We start from the raw sequence: 21,707 nt of genomic DNA, 5'->3' as shown, positions 1-21,707 counted from the left end.
TATGCTGAATGCACAGAGTTTGTCGCCAAAAATAGATATTACCGTCAAAAATAAGCTCATCATCTTTATTACGATGGTACTTATTGTCATTACGTCGGGTTCTGTATTATTCGGCAAATTATATTATTCCCTCTTTATTATGATTCTGTTCGCAACAGCGGTAGTGTTTTACTTTCCGAAGCGGATTGAACCCAAGCACTTTTTGACTTTAATGGTGATCTTAGCTTTTATCTTATTCAACATGTTACTGTATCGCGATAATGTGGGCGGTTATGGTGGATTAATCCTCAAGATTCTAGCGATTTTTATGATTATCAATCGTCTGGATATCCAGCAAGCTGGTAAAAGTTATCAGTGGATTATCGTCGCGTTGGCTTTGCTAAGCTTACCGTTCTATGCTCTGGGTGTAGTTAGCCCTGAATTTGTAAGATCGACATTCCCAACAGTCGATGTATGGAATGGTGTTTATCGAATCACACCATTTTATGTATATGGGAATTGGAATATGTCACGAAATCAGGGGATCTTCTGGGAACCTGGTGCTTTTCAAGTCTTTCTGAATTTGGGCATTTTCCTGATGCTGTTCACCAACCGGAAGCTGCCCAAATGGAAATTGATTCTCGTTACCGGTACATTACTCACAACGATGTCCACTTCCGGATATATGATCTGCGGATTGATCTACTTCGCTTATCTTATCCGTAGCGGTAAACGCAAGCAAATGACGCAACTTATTATTCCGTTGTTGCTGTTAATTCCGCTGATTTATTTTGAAAGTCAAAGTGGTGTTATTGCAGATAAGTTTCAGGATGGCAATCAATCATTTGATCGCCGATCACTGGATACGACATCGAATCTGGAGCTAATGATCGAGAAACCGCTCGTCGGTTGGGGCTTCCAGAACAATAGCGTACTGATGGAACGGTATGGAATAGGTGATTCTTCAAATTCATTACTGACCTTTGGTTATCAATTTGGCTTACCGTTACTACTGATTATGTTGATCTACTATTATTCAAGATTACAGCGAGCAATCGGCAGTGTGTTTCAAAGCATACTGATCTTTATTGCACTGATCATAGTCTTTTCTACTGAAAATATGATCTTTCAGCCATTGTTCGTTATGTTAATGTTTTTCGATGTAAAAGCTTCAGAACAAAAATTAAAGAGTGGTGAACAACTCCATGGAAACGAAGTCAATCGCTTACGTAGCCCCTTACGTGGACGAGCAATTGCACCAGAAAAGGGGATATAGCTCAAAACATACGGCAGGTAATAAAAAAATTGACTGTATCTTGCATGCGTTGGAGGAAGGAGATAACCAGATTACGGTTATCTCACCATTGCTACTCAAAAAGAATACATTTCGTTTTTTTAGCGCAGATCGTTATTCGATTGGACATCGAAGTGAAGTCATTTATCCGGCAACGGTGGATGCGAAATTTATCAGTCTGTTTTTGACACTGTTTACGACCTTTTTTCAACTGGTTCGTTGGAATCGGGCGCATAAAGGAGAATCACGTGCTGTGATTTTCTACAACTATCGTCTAGAAACAGCGTTACCAGCGATGTTGTTCAAAATGCTGTATCGTGTGCCGCTTATCGTTGAGTATGAAGATGGAATCTACGCTGTAACAGAAACGAATAAGTACTACAAAAAGCTAACCGTAATGGTAGAGAAATTTGCCAACAAATTGTTAGATGGTGCTGTACTTGTTACTTCTGTACTCAAGAAAAGAATTCGCACCGACAACTATACAGTGGTTCGTGGAGGTACTGTTCATCCTGCGAAGCTCAAGCCTGTGCAGGAAGTGAATCTAGGTACTGCTGATCGGCCATTCCGTATGGTGTACTCTGGACGACTCGATTACGACCGTGGTATTGAAATTCTGCTTGAAGCGCTCCCCCATGTGAACACCGAGCGCATGATTCAATTAGACATTACAGGCTATGGTCCGTTAGAAGAAAAAGTAAAACAGTTTATCGCAAGCCAGTCTAATGCACGCATCAATATCACATTCCACGGTTTTCTGGATGATAACGATTATGCGGCATTGATGGAGCAAGCGGATTTATTTGTAAATACACAACGTGAAAAGATTCTATTCAGTGAATGTTCGTTCCCTTCTAAAGTGGTCGAATATATCAAATATGGCAAATTGGTTCTAACTTCTGGCGTATCCGATATCAATCTGATTAATCAGAATATGTTTGTAACCTATGGCAATGATAATGCACAAGAATTAGCCGCAGCGATTAACGAAATTTTGCGTCATCCAGCACAATACAGTCTATATCCAGCTCGTGCGATGCAATGGTTAATCAGTGATTGTTCGCATAAAGTGGTTGCTGACAAGTTAGACAAAGTGCTCAATCGTGCAATCAATGGAGGTACGCAAGAAAAAGTGGTTTATTCAGAATCCACTTCAATGAAATAAGCGGGAAGGAGGGATGAAGATGGTAAATATTAGACTGGATCAATATTCGCAAGCGGAGTATTCGCGCGGAAGATCAGGGCTATATTGTCTACTCTGGTGGTTTGTACAAGGAACATTATTCCGCTTCTCCCTGCATAACATGTATAACTGGAGAAGATTTCTTCTCAACAGCTTTGGAGCGAAGCTTGGACTTGGTGTTCATGTTCGTCCATCGGCTAAATTTACGTATCCATGGAAAGTTACGATCGGTGAGTATTCGTGGATCGGAGACAATGTTGAATTTTACAGTCTAGATGAGATTGTGATCGGTAGTCATTGTGTCATTTCCCAGAATTCCTATCTGTGTACAGGAAGTCATAAGCTGAACGATCCAACGTTTGGATTGATTACAAAGCCGATTACGATAAAAGATGGCGCATGGGTAGCAAGCGACGTATTTGTCTATCCAGGCGTAACGATTCACGAATTAGGTGTTGCAGGAGCACGCAGTACGATTTTTAAAGATATTCCAGCAAATGAAGTGCATATCGGTTTTCCGGCTGCTTTTCACAAGTATCGTTTTCCTGAAGAAGTGACCAAAGAAAATTCAGTGGCTTCGATTGCTCAAGTACACCGTATCAAGTAAACCAAATGAGTCCTATAGACAAAAGAGGGATGAGTGTGAAACCAAAAATAGTTTTTGTCATTAACTACTTTTATCCCGACTATGCATCAACGGGACAATTATTAACCGAGTTATGTCTGTACTTACAACATGACTTTGATATTACAGTTATTGCTGAATGTCCTCCAGGGTATGGAGGCGAAGCCGCACCGAAAGGGCGCTATATTACCGATCACCTTGAAAATATTAAAGTGATTCGTATTCGTCTTCCTGAGGTCGATAAGCAAAGTAAGTTCAGCCGGATCAAGTATATTTCGACATACTTCTTCTATGCGACTTACTTGTTATTGAAGCAAAAAAATACAGACTTTATCTACACGATCTCTACACCACCGGTATTAGGTGGACTGATCGGTACGATAGGCAAATTATTCAAACGTTCCAAACATATCTACAATATTCAAGATTTCAACCCTGAGCAAGCAGAAGCTGTTGGATACACCAAGCGTCAATGGATCTTCAATGTCGCTCGTGCGATCGATAATATCAATTGCTCGATGGCCGATCATATTATTACTGTTGGTAAAGATATGCAAGAGACATTGGTTAACCGCTTTGGTGGACGCAAGCATATCGAAAATACCGTCATTAACAACTGGACGAATGAAGAAGAAATCGTTCCGTTAGACAAAAACCATCCACGAGTTGCCAAGTTTATTGCCGATCATGGCTGGCAAGACAAATTTGTGGTGATGTATTCCGGTAATCTGGGTCTGTATTATGATCTGGAAAATCTAATGACGATTATACCGGGTCTAAAAGATTGCAAAAATCTGGTCTTTGCTTTTATCGGAGAAGGTGCGGTGAAGAAAAAGATGCAGGAATATGCAGCCCAACATGGACTCGAACAATCCGGTCAAGTGTGTTTTCTCCCTTTCCAACCGAAAGAGGATTTGAAATATTCGCTTAATGCTGCTGATGTTCATCTGGTCGTGAATCAGAAAGGCATCAAAGGGGTCTCCGTTCCAAGTAAAATCTACGGCGTGATGGCGGCTGGTAAAGCAGTACTTGGTGTTCTTGAATCAGGTAGTGAAGCACATCGTCTTATTGTCGAAGGAGCTTGTGGACTGGTAGCAGAACCTCAAAATTATGAGGATATTGCGATTCAACTTCGTCGTCTGTACGAGATGGATGCTGAAGAAATTCAAGCGATCGGTCAGAATGGACGGGATTATCTGGAAAAATATTTACGCCGCGATGTATCGCTGGAAAAATATCGTCAGCTATTGTTATCGATGGCGACACAGTCCCCGTCAACAACTATGGTTTCTGAATCAAGATAAATATAGTCGGAACGACCAACCATCCGTAACATACTAAAAAAGAAATGGGAGGGATTGGAGTGAAACTTATCCTTTTATCTGGAGGTTCAGGTAAGCGTTTATGGCCTCTGTCTAACGATGCAAGATCAAAACAATTTTTGAGAGTACTGGAAAATGAAAAAGGTGAACTGGTATCGATGGTTCAGCGTGTATGGAATCAATTGGATGCTTGTGGATTAAGCGAGTCTAGCCTTATCGCAACTGGTCAATCTCAAGTCGAGATTATGCGGAGTCAAGTCGGTGCTGATGTACCCCTTATTATTGAGCCAGAACGAAGAGATACGTTTCCTGCTATAGCACTTGCAGCAACCTATCTATATTCTATGGAAGGTGTCAGCTTGGATGAAGTCATTACGATTTTGCCAGTCGATCCTTATGTAGACAATATGTTTTTTGACACTGTAAAAAGTATGGAAATGGCACTACAAGAATCCGATGCCGATATCGCACTAATCGGTGTAGAACCAACTTATCCTTCTTCTAAATACGGATATATTATTCCGTCAGGTGAAACAACAGAAACCGGTCTACGCAAAGTAAGCCGTTTCCAGGAAAAACCGACCGAAGAATATGCAGAACAATTAATTGCTGAAAATGCACTGTGGAACTGTGGTGTATTTGCTTTCAAACTAGGCTATCTGATTAGCTTACTTGAAGAAAAAGGATTACCTATTCAATACGAGCAATTCCTTAAACAATATGATCGTTTACCAAAAATCAGTTTTGACTATGAAGTTGTCGAGCAAGCGAATAACATTATTGCTCTTCCATATACCGGCTACTGGAAAGACTTAGGTACATGGAATACATTGACCGAGGAAATGAGCAGCGTACAAATCGGACGCGGTATTATCAGTGAAGATTGTGAAAATACGCATCTGGTGAACGAAACGAACGTACCTGTTACGATTTTGGGTATGAAAGATGTTGTTGTTGCTGTAAGCCCGGACGGTATTCTGGTATCGGATAAAGCATCCAGTCCACGCCTGAAAGAATTAGTGAATTTTGATCAAGGTCCTATGTATGAAGAGCGTCAATGGGGCTGGGTCGTTGTACTAGATGATCAGAAGTATGAAGACGGACGCTGTGTACTAACGAAGCGTATCGGCTTGCAAGAAGGTAAGAACCTGAGTTATCAGTCCCATACCGATCGTGAAGAAGTATGGACAGTCGTTAAAGGCGAAGGTGAATTTGTGCTAAACGGTAACATGATGCGGGTAAGAGCAGGGAACGTACTGCATATTCCAGTCAAAGCACTTCATAGTATCCGTGCAGTGAAGGATCTAGAAGTGATCGTTGTCCAAACGGGCTTCAATGCGCAGAACGATCAAATTGTGGAGCTATTCCATTCATGGGAAGAGATCGAACAAAACTGCATGAAGATTTGATCACCATTTGTTATTACATTTCAGATTATGGATATGGACATGCGACTCGAAGTATCGCGATTATCCGCACGATATTAGAGCGACATCAAGATGCACCTATCCGCTTAATCGTGAATTGTGGCAAAGCATTACCGTTTTTAATAGATTCGTTGCAATCACAAATGATGCCAGCGATCTCTCAAGATCACCATATCGAATTCAGAAGCATATTCTCGGATACGGGTTATGTGTTACAACACGATTCGATAGCAGCAGATATCCAAGGCCTTAGACAACAATATAACCTCGATATGTCGTTGTTTGAAGAAAGAGTTACTCAAGAACAACAATTTTTAGAAAATGTGCAAGCACAACTGGTCATTAGTGACATTTCACCGATACCATTTGTTGCAGCACAGCGTGCAGGTGTAGAGTCGTTAGGTATTTCCAACTTTACATGGTACACCGCTTATCAAGATATGTTGGACAAGTCAGATCTGAATCAGCTACGCGAAGCATACGCGCAGATGGATCATTTTATCAGTCTAGCCGGTTGTGCTGAACCACAATGGGGACGCAAATGCCGGATAGATACTGGATTCTTTTGCAGACAGCCTGATCTTCAGGAAGTGGAACGTATTCGCACAGCATTAGATCCGACCGGAAAACGCAAAATTATCTTTTTTGGCTTAGGTCGTAGTATACAGGTAGATCATTGGTCAACGATGGAACTGTGGGATAGTGAAGATTGCATATTTATCGTATCTTCCAATATGGATATTGACCATCCTAATGTCGTGCAGATTCCTGATCAATATACTGAATCACAGAATTATGTAGCTGCCGCCAATCTGGTGATAACCAAGCCAGGATGGGGCACCGTCTGTGAAGCGATCGAGTTAGCAAAGCCACTCATTTTGCTTAATCGCAGTCACTTTTATGAAGATCGTCATACGATTGCAGCTGTTCCTGTCGATCATCCTTTGTACTTGATGTCATGGGAAGAGATTCAGCAACTTACATTTGCGGCTGAGGATCGGATAGATGAGCTTGAGCATTCGCCACCAAGCAAAGTGTCAAGCACTGATCATCATGTATCCAGCTCAACTCTGATAGAGATTGCTGATTATGTTCAGAATCTTTTACATCATGTAAAAGTAGTCTGAACTTAGTGCATAACGATCCAGACGATAGCACCCCATAATAATAGTGAAATTGCAGTGCCCCATAGGCATCCTTTTGCAAATGTTGGATTAGTTTGATATCTCATAATGGTCAGCCTCCAAATATAGAATGAGATTGAAAAATATTTGTCCAATCATAGATTGAATCCGTACTAGATTGAATCTGTCAATCTGACAAATGAATCAATTTCTTATAAATACTATATCGGTTGAACTACGGGATAGATGAATAGAGGTTTTGGAATAACATACTCAATCTGTTTTGAAATATAAAATTACAAATAAGGAACAGGAGTGGTAATGATGAATATTACTGTAATAGGTACAGGTTATGTAGGTTTGGTATCAGGTGTCTGCTTTTCAGAAATAGGAAACAACGTGCGTTGTGTGGATAAAATTGCTTCTAAGATCGAAACATTGCAAAGCGGTGGCATCCCGATCTACGAACCAGGTCTTCAAGAAATGATGATGAAGAATGTAGAAGCAGGACGATTAACATTTACAACGGACTTGAGTGGACCGGTATCCGAATCGGATCTCGTGATTATTGCAGTAGGTACTCCACCACTTCCTTCCGGTGAAGCCAATCTACAATATATCGAAGCAGCAGCTCGTGAGATTGCTCTTTCTATGAAAGGGTACACTGTTGTCGCTGTGAAAAGTACAGTCCCTGTTGGAACCAATGAGCGCGTAAACAGCATTATTGCTTCTTTGACAGATCAACCTTTTGATACAGCTTCGATTCCAGAATTTTTACGTGAAGGTTCTGCGGTTAAAGATGCATTTAATCCAGATCGTCTGGTATTGGGTGTACAGACACAACAAGCAGCAGACTTGCTACTTGAATTGCACCGTCCATTGACAGAAAATCTAGTTGTAACCGATATCCGTAGTGCAGAAATGATCAAATACGCATCGAATGCGTTCCTTGCAACAAAGATTTCATTTATCAACGAAATTGCTAATATCTGTGATAAAGTAGGCGCAGATGTTGACGAAGTCGCTAAAGGGATGGGATTGGATCGTCGTATCGGACCTTCATTCTTGAATGCGGGTATCGGTTATGGTGGTTCTTGCTTCCCGAAAGATACTCATGCTTTGATCCAAATCGCAGGTAATGTAGAGTATGACTTTAAATTACTCAAATCTGTAGTTGAAGTCAACCAAGCACAACGCTGGGGAATCGTTGATAAGTTGTTAGAAGCATTAGGTACATTGCAAGGTAAAAAAATCGCTGTCTGGGGTCTAGCGTTCAAACCAGATACAGATGATATTCGTGAAGCACCATCCTTGGAGATCGTACCGAAATTAGTAGAATTCGGTGCTCTACCACAAGTATTTGATCCAGTAGCAGCAGAAAACTTCCGTCGTGAATATGATCATGAGTCTATTACTTTTGCAGAGAGTGCGCTCGAAGCGGCTCGTGGTTGCGATGCAGTCTGCTTGTTAACCGAGTGGGGCGAGTTCGTGAATATCGATCTTAAAGAAGTCGAAGCGGTTATGAACCAATCAGTACTTGTTGATGGACGTAATGTGTATACTGCACAACGTGTGAAAGAAACAGGTTTTGATTACCATTCTATGGGTCGTCCAGCATTGCTTCGTGATAGCTTTATCGCAACTCAATCATAATCAAAGATTCTAACCTATAGCAAAAACCGACGCTGAAGATCAACTTCAGTGTCGGTTTTTTTGCTGTTGTATTCAGATATGAGGATCAGAACATCTATCGATCATCACTAGCAAATAAAAGAGCTTCAGGTGTATATCGTAGTTGATTATCAGTACGCTCGATCGGCGCTAATCAAGAGAAATAGAATGGAAATTTCACTGTGTATGGGAACGATCTCTGACAACACGCTCTAACAATTGACGAATCAATTGAAGATCTTCTTCTTCTAAAGGAACACCGTCCCAATGAAGTTGAGTATAATTTAAAAATTCGCGTGCATTCGTATTTTGTTGAGCAGGATCAAATTCTTCGGTCAAACCGAGTAAATAATCAGAAGTAGTACTCAATTTTTTAGCGATAGATTGGATCGTTTCCAAAGTGGGTTGTCTGTATCCGGACTCGTAGCCTGCATACGTGCTTTTGGCTACTCCTACATGATCTGCAACTTCCTTCATCGACATATTTCGCCTTTTGCGAAGTAGTTTGAGGCGTTTGGCGAACAATACAAAAACCCCCTAAATAACCTAAAATGTGTGCGACTTGGATGCTGTTACAGTTAGGAAAAAAGCCGCAGACAATAATACATATTATATCATGTGAAGTTATTATTGCCTATATAAATACAATTCCTAACTAGCTGGTACTATCAATCATACTCCCTATTTCGATGATATGCGATGTTATACGGCTATATACTAATTTTGTAGATAAATTATAAAGAGTGGAGTCTATTGGATATATATCTTAGTATATATACTGATTAGGTAAAATTGCATATGCTGTTTTATGTAAAATATAAGTATACAACATATAACTTAACTACTTAGTTATTTGTTTACTCAATAACCAAAAATTGTATATAAAAAATGTACGCAAAATAAGGTAGTATGGATCACTTTATATATCGGAATTTAAAAAAATATTATGAACTTACTTTACATATAAATGAATAATAGTTATATAGTCCTACTATACCATTACTTTATTATTTTTTACTATGGTATTTAGACAAATAACATAAATTATTAAAAATAAATTAATTAATATTGAAGAACATCTTGCAGGTAGAAGCGAAGCAGACATGATATAGTTTAGATACTTTAGCTTGATCCTATTCGTTATATTTACTCAAGGAGGAATACAATAATGGAATTACTTCGTCAAAAAGTAATCAATGAAGGTATCGTTTTGGAAGGGCAGGTTCTGAAAGTAGATTCCTTTCTGAATCATCAGATGGATCCGCTATTAATGAAAGAAATCGGTAAAGCATTTACGCAATTATTCGCAGATACCGGTGTAACGACTATTCTGACTATTGAGTCTTCAGGAATCGCTCCCGGCATTATGACAGCATTAGAGTTTGGTGTGCCATTGATATTTGCACGTAAACAAAAGTCACTGACTCTTACTGAAGATATCTTTGTAGAAACGGTATATTCGTATACCAAAAAGCAGAGCAATGATATCACCGTCTCCAAAAAATTTATCAAGCCAGGCGACCGGGTACTTATTATTGATGACTTTCTAGCGAACGGAGAAGCCGCTTCTGGACTTGCCCGTATAGTCAAACAAGCAGGAGCAGAAGTAGTAGGAATCGGCATCGTGATCGAAAAGTCGTTCCAACCAGGAGCGCAATTGTTAATCGATGAAGGATATCGGTTAGAATCGCTGGTGCGAATCCGCTCATTAGATAACGGACAGGTTCAATTTGTAGACACACCTTGATAGATTCATAGTCATGATGGTGTTGCTCTGTGGAATAGAAATAGATAGTTTGTATTATGTGTTAGCTCTACAGTGCGCTGGATCGCTCCATTGAAGTCTAATTTATAGTGGTTTGTAAATTAGGCTTGAGCGATACAGATCGTAACTGAGCAGCGTGTGCTTGAGACAGATAGCGTTCAATCAGATCATCTGCAATATAGCTTGCGGCTTGAGGAGTCTGAAGAGTTCGTAGCTGTGTCTGCATATGTTGTAGAATTTCTGGTTGATCCAGTGCTGTCATAAGCCGTTCAGCTAGAGCAGAAGAAGAGTCGCATACTTCAGCAGCTTGATACGATTGCAAATACAGCGCATTGGCTAATTCTTGTCCGGGTACAGGCTTGAGTAGAAAAAGAGGTAATTCACAATGAATACATTCAGCCACCGTCACCCCGCCAGGCTTGGTAATTACACAATCACTCATCATCATCCATTCACTCATCCGATCTGTAAAACCTATAATCGTAAACGCAGGATGTTCGCTATAGTGACTAGCTAACTCTTGTAACAAAGATTCATTTTTACCGCAAATTACTATCACTTGTGTATCTGTACGTTCAGCAAGTTGGTCACACACTTCACGAACATTTTTGAGTACCCCATAAGCACCGGCAAGCAATAGAACTGTTTTGTGTTCAGGTATTAATCCAGCTTGAATACGAAGTTGCTTGCGATCAGGTACGTCTGTTACTGGATGCTGGGCTGTGAATAGATTCCGATCGAAGTCAGCACGTAAAGGAATACCTGAAACGCTAATCCGCTCTGGTGGTACACCCTGAGCTAACATATCTTGCTTCATATCGGTAGAAGGTACATAGTAATGATCGATATGAGGATGAAGCCAGCGTCCATGTAGATCATAATCGGTTAGTATATTGACAAGTGGCATCGTTAGTTGCCAGCGCTTTTTCATAGTAGGCAACACCAATTGTGGAAACGTATGAATCACCAGATCAGGTTGTTCCTGCTCCAACACAGCTTGCAAGCTTCGTATTCCCAATGAATGAAGTGCTTTGCCAAATAACGAAGTGGCTTTCATTTTGCGGGTATTATAATACACCCATCCATATAAATGAGGAATCGTAGTGAAGCTTTGCATATAAATAAACTGGGTTATTTTGTTGATCCATGGATGAGATTCAGCCATCACATCCAGTAATGTTACATGTGGAACACCACGTTCTAACAGACTAGCTTGCAACGATTTGGCAGCTTGATAATGTCCATGACCATAGCTTGCATATACGATTAGAATCGAAGACGAATTGTGCGGCATACGAAAATTCCTTTCTGAGCCAAATGTATTCTATTTCCATAAAAAGCTGCTTCTATAGGTTGCCTGAACTTGAGCATAGCACGAGCGGTTATAGATAATCCAATATGGGCCAGATGACTATAGCAAATAGAAAAGCAAAAGCAACGTTCTCTTATTGTTTACCCTGTACAATCCTTTTAGAGACAACTTTTTGAGCACAGTGACCAAGCAACGGAATTACATATCATATACGCAATATATCCAACAAAGATTCGCCAAAAAATTAACCTATTTCGTACCTTTTTTTAACAAACAAAAGTGCTATAATCTTAAAAAGTATGATATTATAAAATAATAAGGTGCTTAGATAAGGGTTGGCGTTGAACACGTTGCTAACAGCGACCAACACACTAGAGAGGCGCTCACATGCGCAGGGATATACCATATGCGGGTACATCAGCCTTGTACTAAGAAGATAAGAGCATTCAGCCGGATTGATTCAGCATTTCTCTTAAAGGGTATGTAATATGTCAGATGCCCGCAGAAAGTGCTAAAAGATCACAGATGAGATACAACTTCATATCTAACTACAAACACACCAAAGGATCTTTTCGGCGTTCTCAAAAACAAGGCACGTTTTGGGAGGGAATTCCATGGCAACTAAAGGACACAACGAAGTCAAGGAAAGTCTACGGGAAATGACACGCATTTTTCGGCCTAAGGATCCAAAGAAATTTGTTAAGGAATATGTTCGCAAGTATCACATAACCGGGGGATACGAAGAAGAACTCACGCTTCTTGTCGAGGATGAACTTGTTAAGCTAGATTCGTCCGTCTCTTGATTACGTATGTAAGCACATGCGACGATTATTGAAAATGTAATGATTATAATTTTATGTAACAACTGAACAATGAATGTGATGATTATTTTCGTAATTTAATGAAAGCAAGACATACCGTCCTTTGGCGACTGACCGCCAGAGGACTTTTTTTGTGCTTTTTTGAGATAGAATTTATATTTGAAATCGTATAACAACGTAAATTGATGATTTTTTAATGATAGAGATCATCATCTCTCCAAAATAAAAAAAGGAATATCTCCAAATCTATTGACAGTGTATATATACAATGTATACTGTGTATATAGATATATACAGTATATACACTGAATGGAGGGTATATTGATGAGCGAGAATTTCAAGTCTGGCTGGATATTGGCTCGTAAAGATTTTACGAACAATCGGATGATGTTTGTCTGGTCTACGATCTTTGTACTTTATATGAGTGGAGTATTAGGTTTACTTTTTTATACAGGGACACTGACTGGAAAAAATCACTTTTTACAATCCAGTACAACTGATTTTATTATGCTGATCTGTGCACCGTTGTTAGGAACTGATTTTTCTAGAAGAGCGTTTAATTTGCAAAAAGAAGATACTTACACCAAAAATTTAGTCTATCTTCGTATTTTACCTGTTTCTTCAACAGCGATTATATGGGGAAGAGTTCAGCAGATGGCGCTTATCTTTTTATATAATTGGACATTGTTTTTCTCTATTTTGTATATCATGAGAATTCGTTTTGAAGTAGATATTTCATTTGTTTCTTATATTGCTTTTGCGCTCACTTGGGCTGGCTTTTGTATAGCATTAATGAGTTTTTATTTATATTTTGAATTTAGTCTTTCCGGTAAAAAGTATATCAAATTTACGTTTGTCGTTATTTTTGTACTGATTCTCTTGTCGATCGGGAGTGTCTGGTTAGATTGGAATATCACGAATAACTTTTTATTAGTAGCGATGAAATATAGATTAGCGTCACCGCTGATGTGGAGTGCTATTGGGGTCGGTATAGTGTGTATGACGTTATCTATTTATGGCATTCGGCGTACATTACGGCATAGAGATTTGGTCTAAGATAATGTATTTGAGAGTGCAACGGTTAGGAGGGGTAGAGGTATGAAGATACCTGTGCAGATCAATGAAGATAGTGCTGAGCCATTATATCGGCAGGTGGAGAATCAATTACGTTCTCTCATTATTGGAGGAACATTACAAGAAGGTACATTATTACCCTCTATTCGTGAATTTGCCGCCGATCTGAAATGTAGTGTGATTACGATTCGACGAGTCTATCAAGACTTGGAGAACGAGGGATGGTTACGCACACGTCAAGGAACAGGAACATTTGTAATGAAAGTCGAACAAGGGCAACTTACCCAGATGAGTGAAGAGAATGTACGTAAAATTATGAATGAAGCTATTCAGAAAAGTGCTGCTCTAGGCTGGGATCAACAGAAATTGCAACAATTGTTTGCAGAGTTATTACAACAACATTTTACAACATAACAACACTATTGAATGATAAGCCTATTATATAGCTAAGGAGGAAACAGCTATGCAGGAACAATCAGTCATTTCATTACATGAAGTCTACAAAACACGAGGTCAACATACGATTGGCCCGATTAATTTTGAATTGCCTCAAGGATATATCACTGTTCTTGTCGGTGAAAATGGAGCAGGAAAAAGTACCTTATTAAATCTGATGATGCAGACGATTTATCCAGATCAAGGATGGATGACATGGTTCGGTCAATCCGAGAAAGATGAGTTACCTCTTCATATTCGGCAACGAATCGCTTATGTATCAGAGCATTCATCGATTGAAGAAAATCGAATGACAGCGTTAGAAGCCGCTCGCTTCCGTTCTCATTGGTATCCTAAATGGAATCAAAAAAAGTTTGAACAGTTGTTGATTGAATTTCAAGTACCATCCAATACCCATCTAAGCAAAGTCTCCAAAGGGCAACGACAAAAGTTTGAATTTGCCGCAGCTATTGCAACTACACCGGACTTGCTACTGATGGATGAACCTTCTTCCGGGCTAGACCCGTTTGCCTGGAAAGATATGATCCGTACACTGCACCAACTTATGGATACTAGAGATCTTAGTATCCTTATTACAACTCACCGGATGGAAGAAGTAGAACGACTTGCTGATTATGTCATGCTGATGAATGACGGCATCATCTACGGAATAGAAGAAAAAGATACACTGTATCAACAATGGAAAGAAATATGGATCAATGCCGGCGCAGGCGATACCGACGTAATCCATAACTTGCGCGACTGCGATGGTATTATCGCATGGGAAGTACAATCCGATCTATCTGTACGCATCATCACCACAGATGCTCTACAACTAGAAGCCGCAGCCGCTGAAAACGGAATCCCTACCCAGACCAGAGGGCTAGAATGGGAAGACTTGTTATACTATTGGCGAAGCGCTTGGAACCAAAAGCGCAACCAAAGTAAAATAAAAAAATGATTTTTGCTTTAGCAAAATATCTTACGATAAGCGCTTGGCTCCATAAGCGCAACCTAAGTCCAAAGAAAAAATGATTTTGCGTTAGCCAAATATCTTAAAGGAGCGATCAAGCGATGAAACCATTGGTATTGAATCAAATTATCAAACATTATGCAGGGACAACAGCAGTAGACAACTTGTCCTTAGAAGTAGAAGCAGGAGAGATTTACGGCTTACTAGGAGCAAATGGAGCAGGTAAAACGACAACAATGCGCATGGTACTCGGACTGATTTATCCAGACGAAGGTGAAATTTTGTATAATGGCAGGCCCTACCGAACAGAGTTACAACACAAGATGGGCTATCTACCTGAAGAACGTGGATTATATCCTAAGATTAAAATTAGTGATCAGCTAGTCTATCTCGGACAACTGCGTGGTATGACTCATAAAGATGCGGTACAAAGTCTTAAAAAGTGGTTGGAACGATTTGATGCGATGGAGTATCTGGATAAACGGATCGAAGAACTTTCCAAAGGGAATCAGCAGAAAATGGGCTTTATCGCTGCGGTTATTCACCATCCCAGTATTCTTATTTTAGATGAAGCCTTTAGCGGACTTGATCCGGTGAATGTAGAAATGCTCAAAGAAGTCATTCAAGAATTACGAGATGAAGGAACAGCAATCTTATTTTCAACTCACCGAATGGAACATGTAGAAGAACTATGCCGTAATATGACGATACTACGTCGCTCCAAGCCGGTACTACAAGGCAATTTAAGAGAAATTAAGCATACGTATCCGCGTGAAAAAGTTGTTCTGCGTACAGCACATCCACTTGTCGGTTTACAAGATATCGCAGGAGTTACCAATGTAGAACCACAAGATGAAAATGGTCGTTATCTGATTCATATCAATCAAGAAGAAGCGACACAACAGATTTTACAATTAGCGATGCAACAGGGAAGTGTAGAACAGTTCGAGATCAAAGAACCAACATTAAACGAAATCTTTATTAAGGTGGTGGGCAATAATGAATAAGCTAGGGCATGTAATTAGCTTTACCTATCGTAATAAAGTCAAAAACAAATCATTTCGTTGGACAACGTTATCACTTGCTGTGTTATTGCTGATTGGACTCAATATTCCGTATTTTATTCAGTTATTTTCAGGTAACAACGGGGAAGATAATCTGAAGATTGCTATCGCAAGTAGTAATTATAATGAGATTGCTACTCAAATTCAGCAAGCTGCGCAAAAGCAACAACAAGCTAAGTCTTCTACAGACAATCCAATGATGAATGCAAGTAGTGACTTACAGGATACAAAGCTACAATGGCAAGATCAATTTGAATCCGAAGCCACTTTGCGGAAGCAAGTAGAAGATGGCAAGATTGGCGGATATTTATTATTACAAAAGCCGTCTCAAGGCGATCCAGCGTTCCCTGCCGTGACGTATGTGAGCGAAAAAAATGATGTTGTTATTCAAAGTCTATTACAGACGGCTACACAAACAGCCAAAGTGCAATATATTGCCGCAGGCAAGTTAACTAATACACAGTTAGAACAGATCGGTACACCAGTCACAGTAAATCATACTTCTCCAGATGATCTTAATGGCAATGCCGATTCCAAAAAAGAAAATCCAATCAAGTCTAACACTGAGAATTATATTCTGGTCTATTTACTTATGGTGCTGTTCTTCTTCTCATTGACGATTACAGGCAATATGATTGCATCCGAGATTACAGCAGAGAAAAGTTCGCGGGTAATGGAAATATTAATTTCCAGTCTATCTCCACTAACCCAAATGTTCGGTAAGATTATCGGTGTTTTCTTAGTCGGACTCACACAGATTGCTTCATACGGTATCGTGATCGCAGTTAACTTATCTCTACCATATTATCAAGAAGTACTCGCTAAGTTCGATCTGCATGTTAGTAATCTATCTTTGAATATTGTTGGATTTGGATTGTTGTATTATGTGTTAGGTTACTTCTTATATGCGACATTGTTCGCGGCGATTGGATCGATCGTAAGTCGTACAGAAGATTTGGGACAAGCGATATCACCGATTACAATGTTAACATTAGCTGCATTTTATATCGGAATATTTAGTATCTCCAATTCAGATTCGTTATTAATGCGTATCTCTTCGTATATTCCGTTTTTCTCGCCGACAACATCTATTGTACGAATTGGGCTTGGCTCTATGCCAATCTGGGAAATCGCGATATCTATTGGTATTTTACTGGTATCTATCCTGTTCTTCGGCTGGTTATCTGCCAAAATCTATCGCACCGGTGTATTGATGTATGGAAAACGTCCAAGCTTGAAAGAATTACGTAAAGCAATGAAATCTTATAAAATTTAGTAAGTAAGAGGTGCAATAATATGAAAAAAAACAATAACATAACATGGATACATTACAGTAAATGGGCATTAGCGCTTGGAGCACTCACAGTGGCGATTACAGCTTGTAGTGGTACAAATACAGCCCAACCAGCCACAACAGTGGATACAACGACTCCAACTACAGCTACAGAGCAACCGACTACGCCAACAGCTAAGCTTACAGCAGAAGAAGTTCCAACTGCCTTGCTAGAAGGCCAATATAAAGAAGTGTATGCTCAATTTAGCGATAATTTCAAAAAGCAAATCTCTGAAAAAGATTTTGTTAGTTCAGCTGAAGCCTCTCTTCAATCTGTCAAAGCATTTAATAAAGCCGCAGATATGGAGATCAACGATGCAGATGTGCGTTCATGGGTTAGTGATTCAGGAAATATAGGGCTTAACCTAACAATAGACCAGCAGGGAACGATTTTAGGGCTACAAGCCAAAGCATTAACGCCTACACCTGCAACCGATAAAGTTACGACCGAAAATGAATATGCATTTCCATTTAAAGGCGACTGGTTTGTGTTCTGGGGTGGGAATAATGCGTTGATCAATTACCATTATGAGTACGAAAGTCAGCGTTATGCCTATGACTTTATCCAGCGTAAAGATGGATTTTCTTACAAAGGTGATCCACTCAAAAATGAAAGCTATTATGCTTTTGGACAACCGCTATATGCACCTGCGGATGGTAAAGTGGTATCGGTATTAAGTAATATTCCAGATAACGAGCCTGTAGGTAAAATGAACCCGAAAGTACCTGCGGGTAACGAGATAGTTATTGCGCATAGCAACGGTGAATACAGTGTAATCGGTCATATGAAAAAAGGATCGGCATTGGTGAAAGTGGGGGATAGGGTCAAGACTGGCGATAAGCTAGGATTGGTTGGGAACTCTGGTAATTCCAGCGAAGCGCATTTACATTATCAGGTGTCTGATGGAGCGGACTTGTTCAAGTCCAAAGCGATTCAGATTAAGTGGCAAGATGGAAGTAAGCCTGTACAAGGTGAGACGATTATAGCCAAATAAATCAAATATGCCAAAAAAGGATAGTCATGATGACTATCCCTTTTTGTTTTCTATCCTACATTGATACTCTACCATTAATAATTATTTATTCTGAAAAATCTGCGTTTATCGTTGTCTCTTTCCAATCTTCAATCGTTTGAAGTAAATTGGTGAATTTATGAGTGGCTGCTTGATAAGCTGCTTTTCCTAATAGAAGGCGAAGTGGAGGATTATCCGATTCAATTACTTTTAAAATAGCTAGCGCTGCTTTTTCAGGATCACCGGGTTCTTGACCGTTTGCTTGTTCCATATGATCCAACATCGGACTCAAGGTTTCTTGATAAGTCGAAATAGTTGGTTTGGTTTTGACCGAGGAACGACCACCCCAGTCTGTTCGGAAAGAACTGGGCTCGATAAGTGTAACATGAATATGAAATGGGCTAACTTCTTGAGCAAGACTTTCTGAGATCCCTTCAACAGCATACTTAGTAGCATGATAGTAACCGAGAGTTGGGAACGAAGTGAGCCCACCGATCGAAGATAAATTAATGATATGACCTGATTGTTGGTTCCGCATAAAAGGGAGTACCGCATTTGTAGCGTTCATAAGTCCCCAGAAGTTAATTTCGAACATTTTACGTGTTTGTTCTTCGATACTTTCTTCCACAGAAGCAAAATAGCCGATACCTGCATTATTAATTAACACATCAATTTTTCCGAAATGGTCTACAGCAGTAGCTACAGCTTGTTTAATTTGTTCCGGGTTCGTTACGTCCAATTCAAGAACAAGAATGTTAGATGTATATTGTTCTGCTAAGCTTTTTAGTGTATCTGTATTTCTAGCTGTTGCGACAACATTATAGCCTTCAGCTAATGCTTTTTCCGTAATAGAACGTCCAAAACCACTTGAACTTCCTGTAATAAAAATGACTTTTTGACTAGATATCAATTTCCTTCACTCCTTTAAGTGGTATAGATTGAGAATACATCTTAAAGGAAGCTTTATGTCAAATCGTTATTGAAAATAATCTTTATTAAGTACTTTAAGATCATAATACGTTATTTTTTGAATGATTTTTTCTAAGTTTTGATGAATTTGCTTGAGATGTTCTTCTACTTTTTGTTTGTGGTCTACTAGAAATTCACGTCTTTCAAGTAGCGTATCATCTCCAACCACAATTAAATCAATATAGCTTTTTATATCTTTTAGACTCATACCGGTTTCTTTCATCGCAATAACAAGCTTTAACCACTCGATTTGTTCTTTAGAATATATACGTCGTCCTATATCATTGCGTGCTATAGCAAGCAAAATTCCTTCTTTTTCATAATAGCGAATAGTAGAGGCGTTGATACCAAATAATGCTTGAACTTCTCCAATAGTATACATTGATCTTCCTCCATACTTAAAGTTAACTTTAAGTACCATTATAATTTTCACAAAGTGTATTATCAATCATTGTCGCAAAATGAAAGTATTGAAGTATCAGTGGTGATTCATATGATTAGAAATAAATATACAAATCTTTAATAAACTTTAAACATTTTATAATTATCTTCATAGTACGACATAATAAAGTCGCGAAAGTCTCTTGCTGAAGAGGATAACGTTTTATGTTTTACCCAGGATAAGCTTACCGGATAGGTTGTAGAGTCATCTGTCACTTGTACATAATTTAACCCCAGTGTTCTACAAACGGAAATAGGAAGTAAAGCGACACCTTGATCAAGCTTGATGATTTCGACCAGCAAATGGGAATCGACCTCAAATGCAATATTGGGGATAAAGCCAGCTTGCTCACAAAGAGAAGTCGTGAAATCACTATACTCTACATTATTAGCTAAAGTGATAAACGGTTCATCGGCGACATGACTTAACGAAATTTCATGTTTGCCTGTCAATCGGTGGTTGGAAGGTAGCACGAGAACAATATCTTCATCGACCAGTAAACAACTTTCTAGCTCCTCATCTTGAATCGGATGACCGGTTATTCCTAAATCTATCTCTCCTTTTTTTAAACTTGTTAATATTTCGCTTTTCACTCCAATCGACTGAAGAATTTTTGATGTAGGAAAGTGGTTAATATGTTCACTGATTAGACCAGTTAGGAATCTTGGATTGGAAATAGATATTTTGATAGTGTTAGCAATGTGATGTTCCTGAGATAGAATTTCTATTTGTGCATTTTCGATCTCTGTAAAAATTCGGTTTACATGCTTTAGAAGAATTTTGCCTGATGAACTTAATTGAATATTTCTGCCTTTCCGATCAAATAGATTGGTTCCTAATTCGTCTTCAAGTCGTTTGATCGTAAGGCTTAAAGAAGGCTGTGCGATATTTAATTGTTGGGCTGCTTTAGAAATGTGTTCTGTATAAGCAACAGTCTGAAAGTATTTGAGCTGAAGCAATTCCATAGATACACCTCGCTTATTTATTGGAATAAATGTATATATACGTTATTATATATTAGATTATATGTAAATATAGATGTAAGATGATTATAGAAGATACATGATCAAAGACTAACAATATAAGCAAACAAATATAAAAATATGAGTAAAAGGAAGGTGCATTATGAGAATAGATATAAATAATATTGCCAACAATCTTAACACACCATTAACAGCACCCGCTTACCCTATGCCACCTTATAAATTTGTTAACCGTGAATATCTGAATATTATTTACCGCACAGATGCCAAAGCTTTGCGAGCAGCAGTACCAGAACCTCTTGAAATAATCGGTGAGCCTCTGGTCAAATTCGAAGTGATGTGGATGCCAGATGTATCGGGATTAGGCGCTTATACTGAAGCTGGACAAGTGATTCCTGTCCGGTTTAATGGTGAAGATGGAGATTATACGCATTCGATGTACGTCGATAATTTTCCAGCGATTGCAAGTGGTCGGGAACTGACTGCGTATCCTAAGAAGTTAGGTGCACCGAAGCTTTATGTCGATTCAGATACGCTAGTAGGTACGCTGGATTACGGTTCACTTCGTGTAGCTACTGCTACGATGGGATATAAGCATGTTGAGATGGATAAAGAAATTGCTAAAAATGAAATTTGTCGACCTACTTTTATGGTTAAGATTGCTACAGATTACAATGGAAATTTGAAGATTTGCGATTTGGTACGAACACAGATAACGAATATAGACGTGAAAGGGGCTTGGAGTGGGCCGGCTAGACTGCAATTATTTGAACATGCACTAGCTCCACTTGCAGACTTGCCTGTATTAGAAGTTGTTTCAGCGTCTCATATTCTGACGGATTTAACGTTGAATGCTGCACAACCTGTATATAATTACCTAGAAGAAAAATAAGGGAGA

General features: G+C 39.2%; 21 protein-coding genes. 16 read left to right on the top strand and 5 right to left on the bottom strand.

All coding sequences use genetic code 11. The annotated features are described in order from the left end of the window. The first annotated feature begins 1 nt into the window (after position 1). The 7 genes from QCD85_RS15010 (at position 2) to QCD85_RS14980 (ending at position 8,607) form a co-directional block, all read left to right on the top strand. Positions 2-1,255, top strand: coding sequence for a hypothetical protein (locus tag QCD85_RS15010; RefSeq protein WP_301263117.1), 1,254 nt, complete (start codon positions 2-4; stop codon positions 1,253-1,255). Further along, a complete protein-coding gene (locus QCD85_RS15005) occupies positions 1,185-2,438 on the top strand; it encodes a glycosyltransferase (RefSeq protein WP_273614700.1) in 1,254 nt (417 codons plus the stop codon). The genes QCD85_RS15010 and QCD85_RS15005 overlap by 71 nt, the downstream gene beginning before the upstream one ends. A 19-nt stretch (positions 2,439-2,457) precedes the next feature. Next, the gene (locus tag QCD85_RS15000; protein ID WP_273614701.1) at positions 2,458-3,063 is read left to right on the top strand and encodes a putative colanic acid biosynthesis acetyltransferase; all 606 of its coding nucleotides are present in this window, start codon (positions 2,458-2,460) and stop codon (positions 3,061-3,063) included. Positions 3,064-3,098: 35 nt separating this feature from the next. Beyond that, positions 3,099-4,385 carry a glycosyltransferase family 4 protein gene (locus tag QCD85_RS14995; protein ID WP_273614702.1) on the top strand — a complete coding sequence of 429 codons (1,287 nt, stop codon included), beginning with the start codon at positions 3,099-3,101 and terminating at the stop codon, positions 4,383-4,385. A gap of 59 nt (positions 4,386-4,444) precedes the next feature. After that, positions 4,445-5,812 (top strand): sugar phosphate nucleotidyltransferase, encoded by a 1,368-nt coding sequence (locus QCD85_RS14990; RefSeq protein ID WP_273614703.1) that lies wholly within the window; start codon positions 4,445-4,447, stop codon positions 5,810-5,812. Beyond that, positions 5,776-6,957 (top strand): glycosyltransferase, encoded by a 1,182-nt coding sequence (locus tag QCD85_RS14985; RefSeq protein WP_301263116.1) that lies wholly within the window; start codon positions 5,776-5,778, stop codon positions 6,955-6,957. Before QCD85_RS14990 ends, QCD85_RS14985 begins: the two co-directional genes overlap by 37 nt. Positions 6,958-7,278: 321 nt before the next feature. Then, a complete protein-coding gene (locus QCD85_RS14980) occupies positions 7,279-8,607 on the top strand; it encodes a UDP-glucose dehydrogenase family protein (RefSeq protein WP_301263115.1) in 1,329 nt (442 codons plus the stop codon). A 195-nt stretch (positions 8,608-8,802) separates the two neighbouring features. Here the strand turns inward: QCD85_RS14980 and QCD85_RS14975 are convergent, their stop codons facing one another. Further along, entirely contained in the window at positions 8,803-9,150 is a 348-nt protein-coding gene (locus QCD85_RS14975) for a helix-turn-helix domain-containing protein (protein WP_204826536.1), read from the bottom strand. Positions 9,151-9,793: 643 nt separating this feature from the next. Here QCD85_RS14975 and QCD85_RS14970 point away from each other — a divergent pair. Beyond that, positions 9,794-10,372, top strand: a complete 579-nt coding sequence (locus tag QCD85_RS14970) for a xanthine phosphoribosyltransferase (RefSeq protein ID WP_273614706.1) — start codon at positions 9,794-9,796, stop codon at positions 10,370-10,372. 97 nt (positions 10,373-10,469) lie between these two features. Here QCD85_RS14970 and QCD85_RS14965 read toward each other — a convergent pair whose 3' ends face one another. After that, positions 10,470-11,684: an MGDG synthase family glycosyltransferase gene (locus QCD85_RS14965; RefSeq protein ID WP_301263114.1), complete on the bottom strand. Its 1,215-nt coding sequence runs from the start codon at positions 11,682-11,684 to the stop codon at positions 10,470-10,472. A gap of 632 nt (positions 11,685-12,316) precedes the next feature. Here QCD85_RS14965 and QCD85_RS14960 point away from each other — a divergent pair. From QCD85_RS14960 to QCD85_RS14930, 7 genes are all read left to right on the top strand, one after another. Next, entirely contained in the window at positions 12,317-12,505 is a 189-nt protein-coding gene (locus tag QCD85_RS14960) for a hypothetical protein (RefSeq protein ID WP_069329489.1), read from the top strand. A 342-nt stretch (positions 12,506-12,847) separates the two neighbouring features. After that, positions 12,848-13,579: a hypothetical protein gene (locus tag QCD85_RS14955; RefSeq protein ID WP_301263113.1), complete on the top strand. Its 732-nt coding sequence runs from the start codon at positions 12,848-12,850 to the stop codon at positions 13,577-13,579. A 42-nt stretch (positions 13,580-13,621) separates the two neighbouring features. Then, positions 13,622-14,011 (top strand): GntR family transcriptional regulator, encoded by a 390-nt coding sequence (locus tag QCD85_RS14950; protein ID WP_301263112.1) that lies wholly within the window; start codon positions 13,622-13,624, stop codon positions 14,009-14,011. Between the two features lie 49 nt (positions 14,012-14,060). Next, positions 14,061-14,993 (top strand): ATP-binding cassette domain-containing protein, encoded by a 933-nt coding sequence (locus QCD85_RS14945; protein ID WP_301263111.1) that lies wholly within the window; start codon positions 14,061-14,063, stop codon positions 14,991-14,993. A 113-nt stretch (positions 14,994-15,106) separates the two neighbouring features. Next, positions 15,107-16,012 carry an ABC transporter ATP-binding protein gene (locus tag QCD85_RS14940; RefSeq protein ID WP_273614711.1) on the top strand — a complete coding sequence of 302 codons (906 nt, stop codon included), beginning with the start codon at positions 15,107-15,109 and terminating at the stop codon, positions 16,010-16,012. Beyond that, entirely contained in the window at positions 16,005-17,345 is a 1,341-nt protein-coding gene (locus tag QCD85_RS14935) for an ABC transporter permease (protein WP_301263110.1), read from the top strand. The genes QCD85_RS14940 and QCD85_RS14935 overlap by 8 nt, the downstream gene beginning before the upstream one ends. A 20-nt stretch (positions 17,346-17,365) precedes the next feature. After that, positions 17,366-18,397 carry a peptidoglycan DD-metalloendopeptidase family protein gene (locus QCD85_RS14930; RefSeq protein ID WP_301263109.1) on the top strand — a complete coding sequence of 344 codons (1,032 nt, stop codon included), beginning with the start codon at positions 17,366-17,368 and terminating at the stop codon, positions 18,395-18,397. Between the two features lie 85 nt (positions 18,398-18,482). Here QCD85_RS14930 and QCD85_RS14925 read toward each other — a convergent pair whose 3' ends face one another. From QCD85_RS14925 to QCD85_RS14915, 3 genes are all read right to left on the bottom strand, one after another. Further along, complete coding sequence (locus tag QCD85_RS14925; RefSeq protein ID WP_301263108.1) at positions 18,483-19,325, bottom strand: oxidoreductase; 843 nt, start codon at positions 19,323-19,325, stop codon at positions 18,483-18,485. Positions 19,326-19,391: 66 nt separating this feature from the next. Next, the gene (locus QCD85_RS14920) at positions 19,392-19,766 is read right to left on the bottom strand and encodes a MerR family transcriptional regulator (protein ID WP_273614720.1); all 375 of its coding nucleotides are present in this window, start codon (positions 19,764-19,766) and stop codon (positions 19,392-19,394) included. Between the two features lie 137 nt (positions 19,767-19,903). Next, complete coding sequence (locus QCD85_RS14915; RefSeq protein ID WP_301263107.1) at positions 19,904-20,791, bottom strand: LysR family transcriptional regulator; 888 nt, start codon at positions 20,789-20,791, stop codon at positions 19,904-19,906. 160 nt (positions 20,792-20,951) lie between these two features. On the opposite strand from QCD85_RS14915, the gene QCD85_RS14910 reads away from it, so the two are divergent. Further along, positions 20,952-21,701: an acetoacetate decarboxylase gene (locus tag QCD85_RS14910; RefSeq protein WP_301263106.1), complete on the top strand. Its 750-nt coding sequence runs from the start codon at positions 20,952-20,954 to the stop codon at positions 21,699-21,701. Positions 21,702-21,707 lie beyond the last annotated feature (6 nt).

The sequence above is a fragment of the Paenibacillus sp. PsM32 genome (assembly GCF_030433815.1).
GTDB lineage: Bacteria > Bacillota > Bacilli > Paenibacillales > Paenibacillaceae > Saccharibacillus > Saccharibacillus kyungheensis.
The sequence above is the reverse complement of the archived record's forward strand: the minus strand, read 5'-3'. Positions and strand labels throughout refer to the sequence as shown.

Coding starts and splice junctions, on each gene's coding strand:
- QCD85_RS14980 (WP_301263115.1), top strand. CDS start 7,279: ATGAATATTACTGTAATAGGTACAGGTTATGTAGGTTTGGTATCAGGT.
- QCD85_RS15010 (WP_301263117.1), top strand. CDS start 2: ATGCTGAATGCACAGAGTTTGTCGCCAAAAATAGATATTACCGTCAAA.
- QCD85_RS14940 (WP_273614711.1), top strand. CDS start 15,107: ATGAAACCATTGGTATTGAATCAAATTATCAAACATTATGCAGGGACA.
- QCD85_RS14985 (WP_301263116.1), top strand. CDS start 5,776: ATGGGAAGAGATCGAACAAAACTGCATGAAGATTTGATCACCATTTGT.
- QCD85_RS14970 (WP_273614706.1), top strand. CDS start 9,794: ATGGAATTACTTCGTCAAAAAGTAATCAATGAAGGTATCGTTTTGGAA.
- QCD85_RS15000 (WP_273614701.1), top strand. CDS start 2,458: ATGGTAAATATTAGACTGGATCAATATTCGCAAGCGGAGTATTCGCGC.
- QCD85_RS14930 (WP_301263109.1), top strand. CDS start 17,366: ATGAAAAAAAACAATAACATAACATGGATACATTACAGTAAATGGGCA.
- QCD85_RS14935 (WP_301263110.1), top strand. CDS start 16,005: ATGAATAAGCTAGGGCATGTAATTAGCTTTACCTATCGTAATAAAGTC.
- QCD85_RS14950 (WP_301263112.1), top strand. CDS start 13,622: ATGAAGATACCTGTGCAGATCAATGAAGATAGTGCTGAGCCATTATAT.
- QCD85_RS14945 (WP_301263111.1), top strand. CDS start 14,061: ATGCAGGAACAATCAGTCATTTCATTACATGAAGTCTACAAAACACGA.
- QCD85_RS15005 (WP_273614700.1), top strand. CDS start 1,185: ATGGAAACGAAGTCAATCGCTTACGTAGCCCCTTACGTGGACGAGCAA.
- QCD85_RS14960 (WP_069329489.1), top strand. CDS start 12,317: ATGGCAACTAAAGGACACAACGAAGTCAAGGAAAGTCTACGGGAAATG.
- QCD85_RS14910 (WP_301263106.1), top strand. CDS start 20,952: ATGAGAATAGATATAAATAATATTGCCAACAATCTTAACACACCATTA.
- QCD85_RS14955 (WP_301263113.1), top strand. CDS start 12,848: ATGAGCGAGAATTTCAAGTCTGGCTGGATATTGGCTCGTAAAGATTTT.
- QCD85_RS14965 (WP_301263114.1), bottom strand. CDS start 11,684: ATGCCGCACAATTCGTCTTCGATTCTAATCGTATATGCAAGCTATGGT.
- QCD85_RS14920 (WP_273614720.1), bottom strand. CDS start 19,766: ATGTATACTATTGGAGAAGTTCAAGCATTATTTGGTATCAACGCCTCT.
- QCD85_RS14915 (WP_301263107.1), bottom strand. CDS start 20,791: ATGGAATTGCTTCAGCTCAAATACTTTCAGACTGTTGCTTATACAGAA.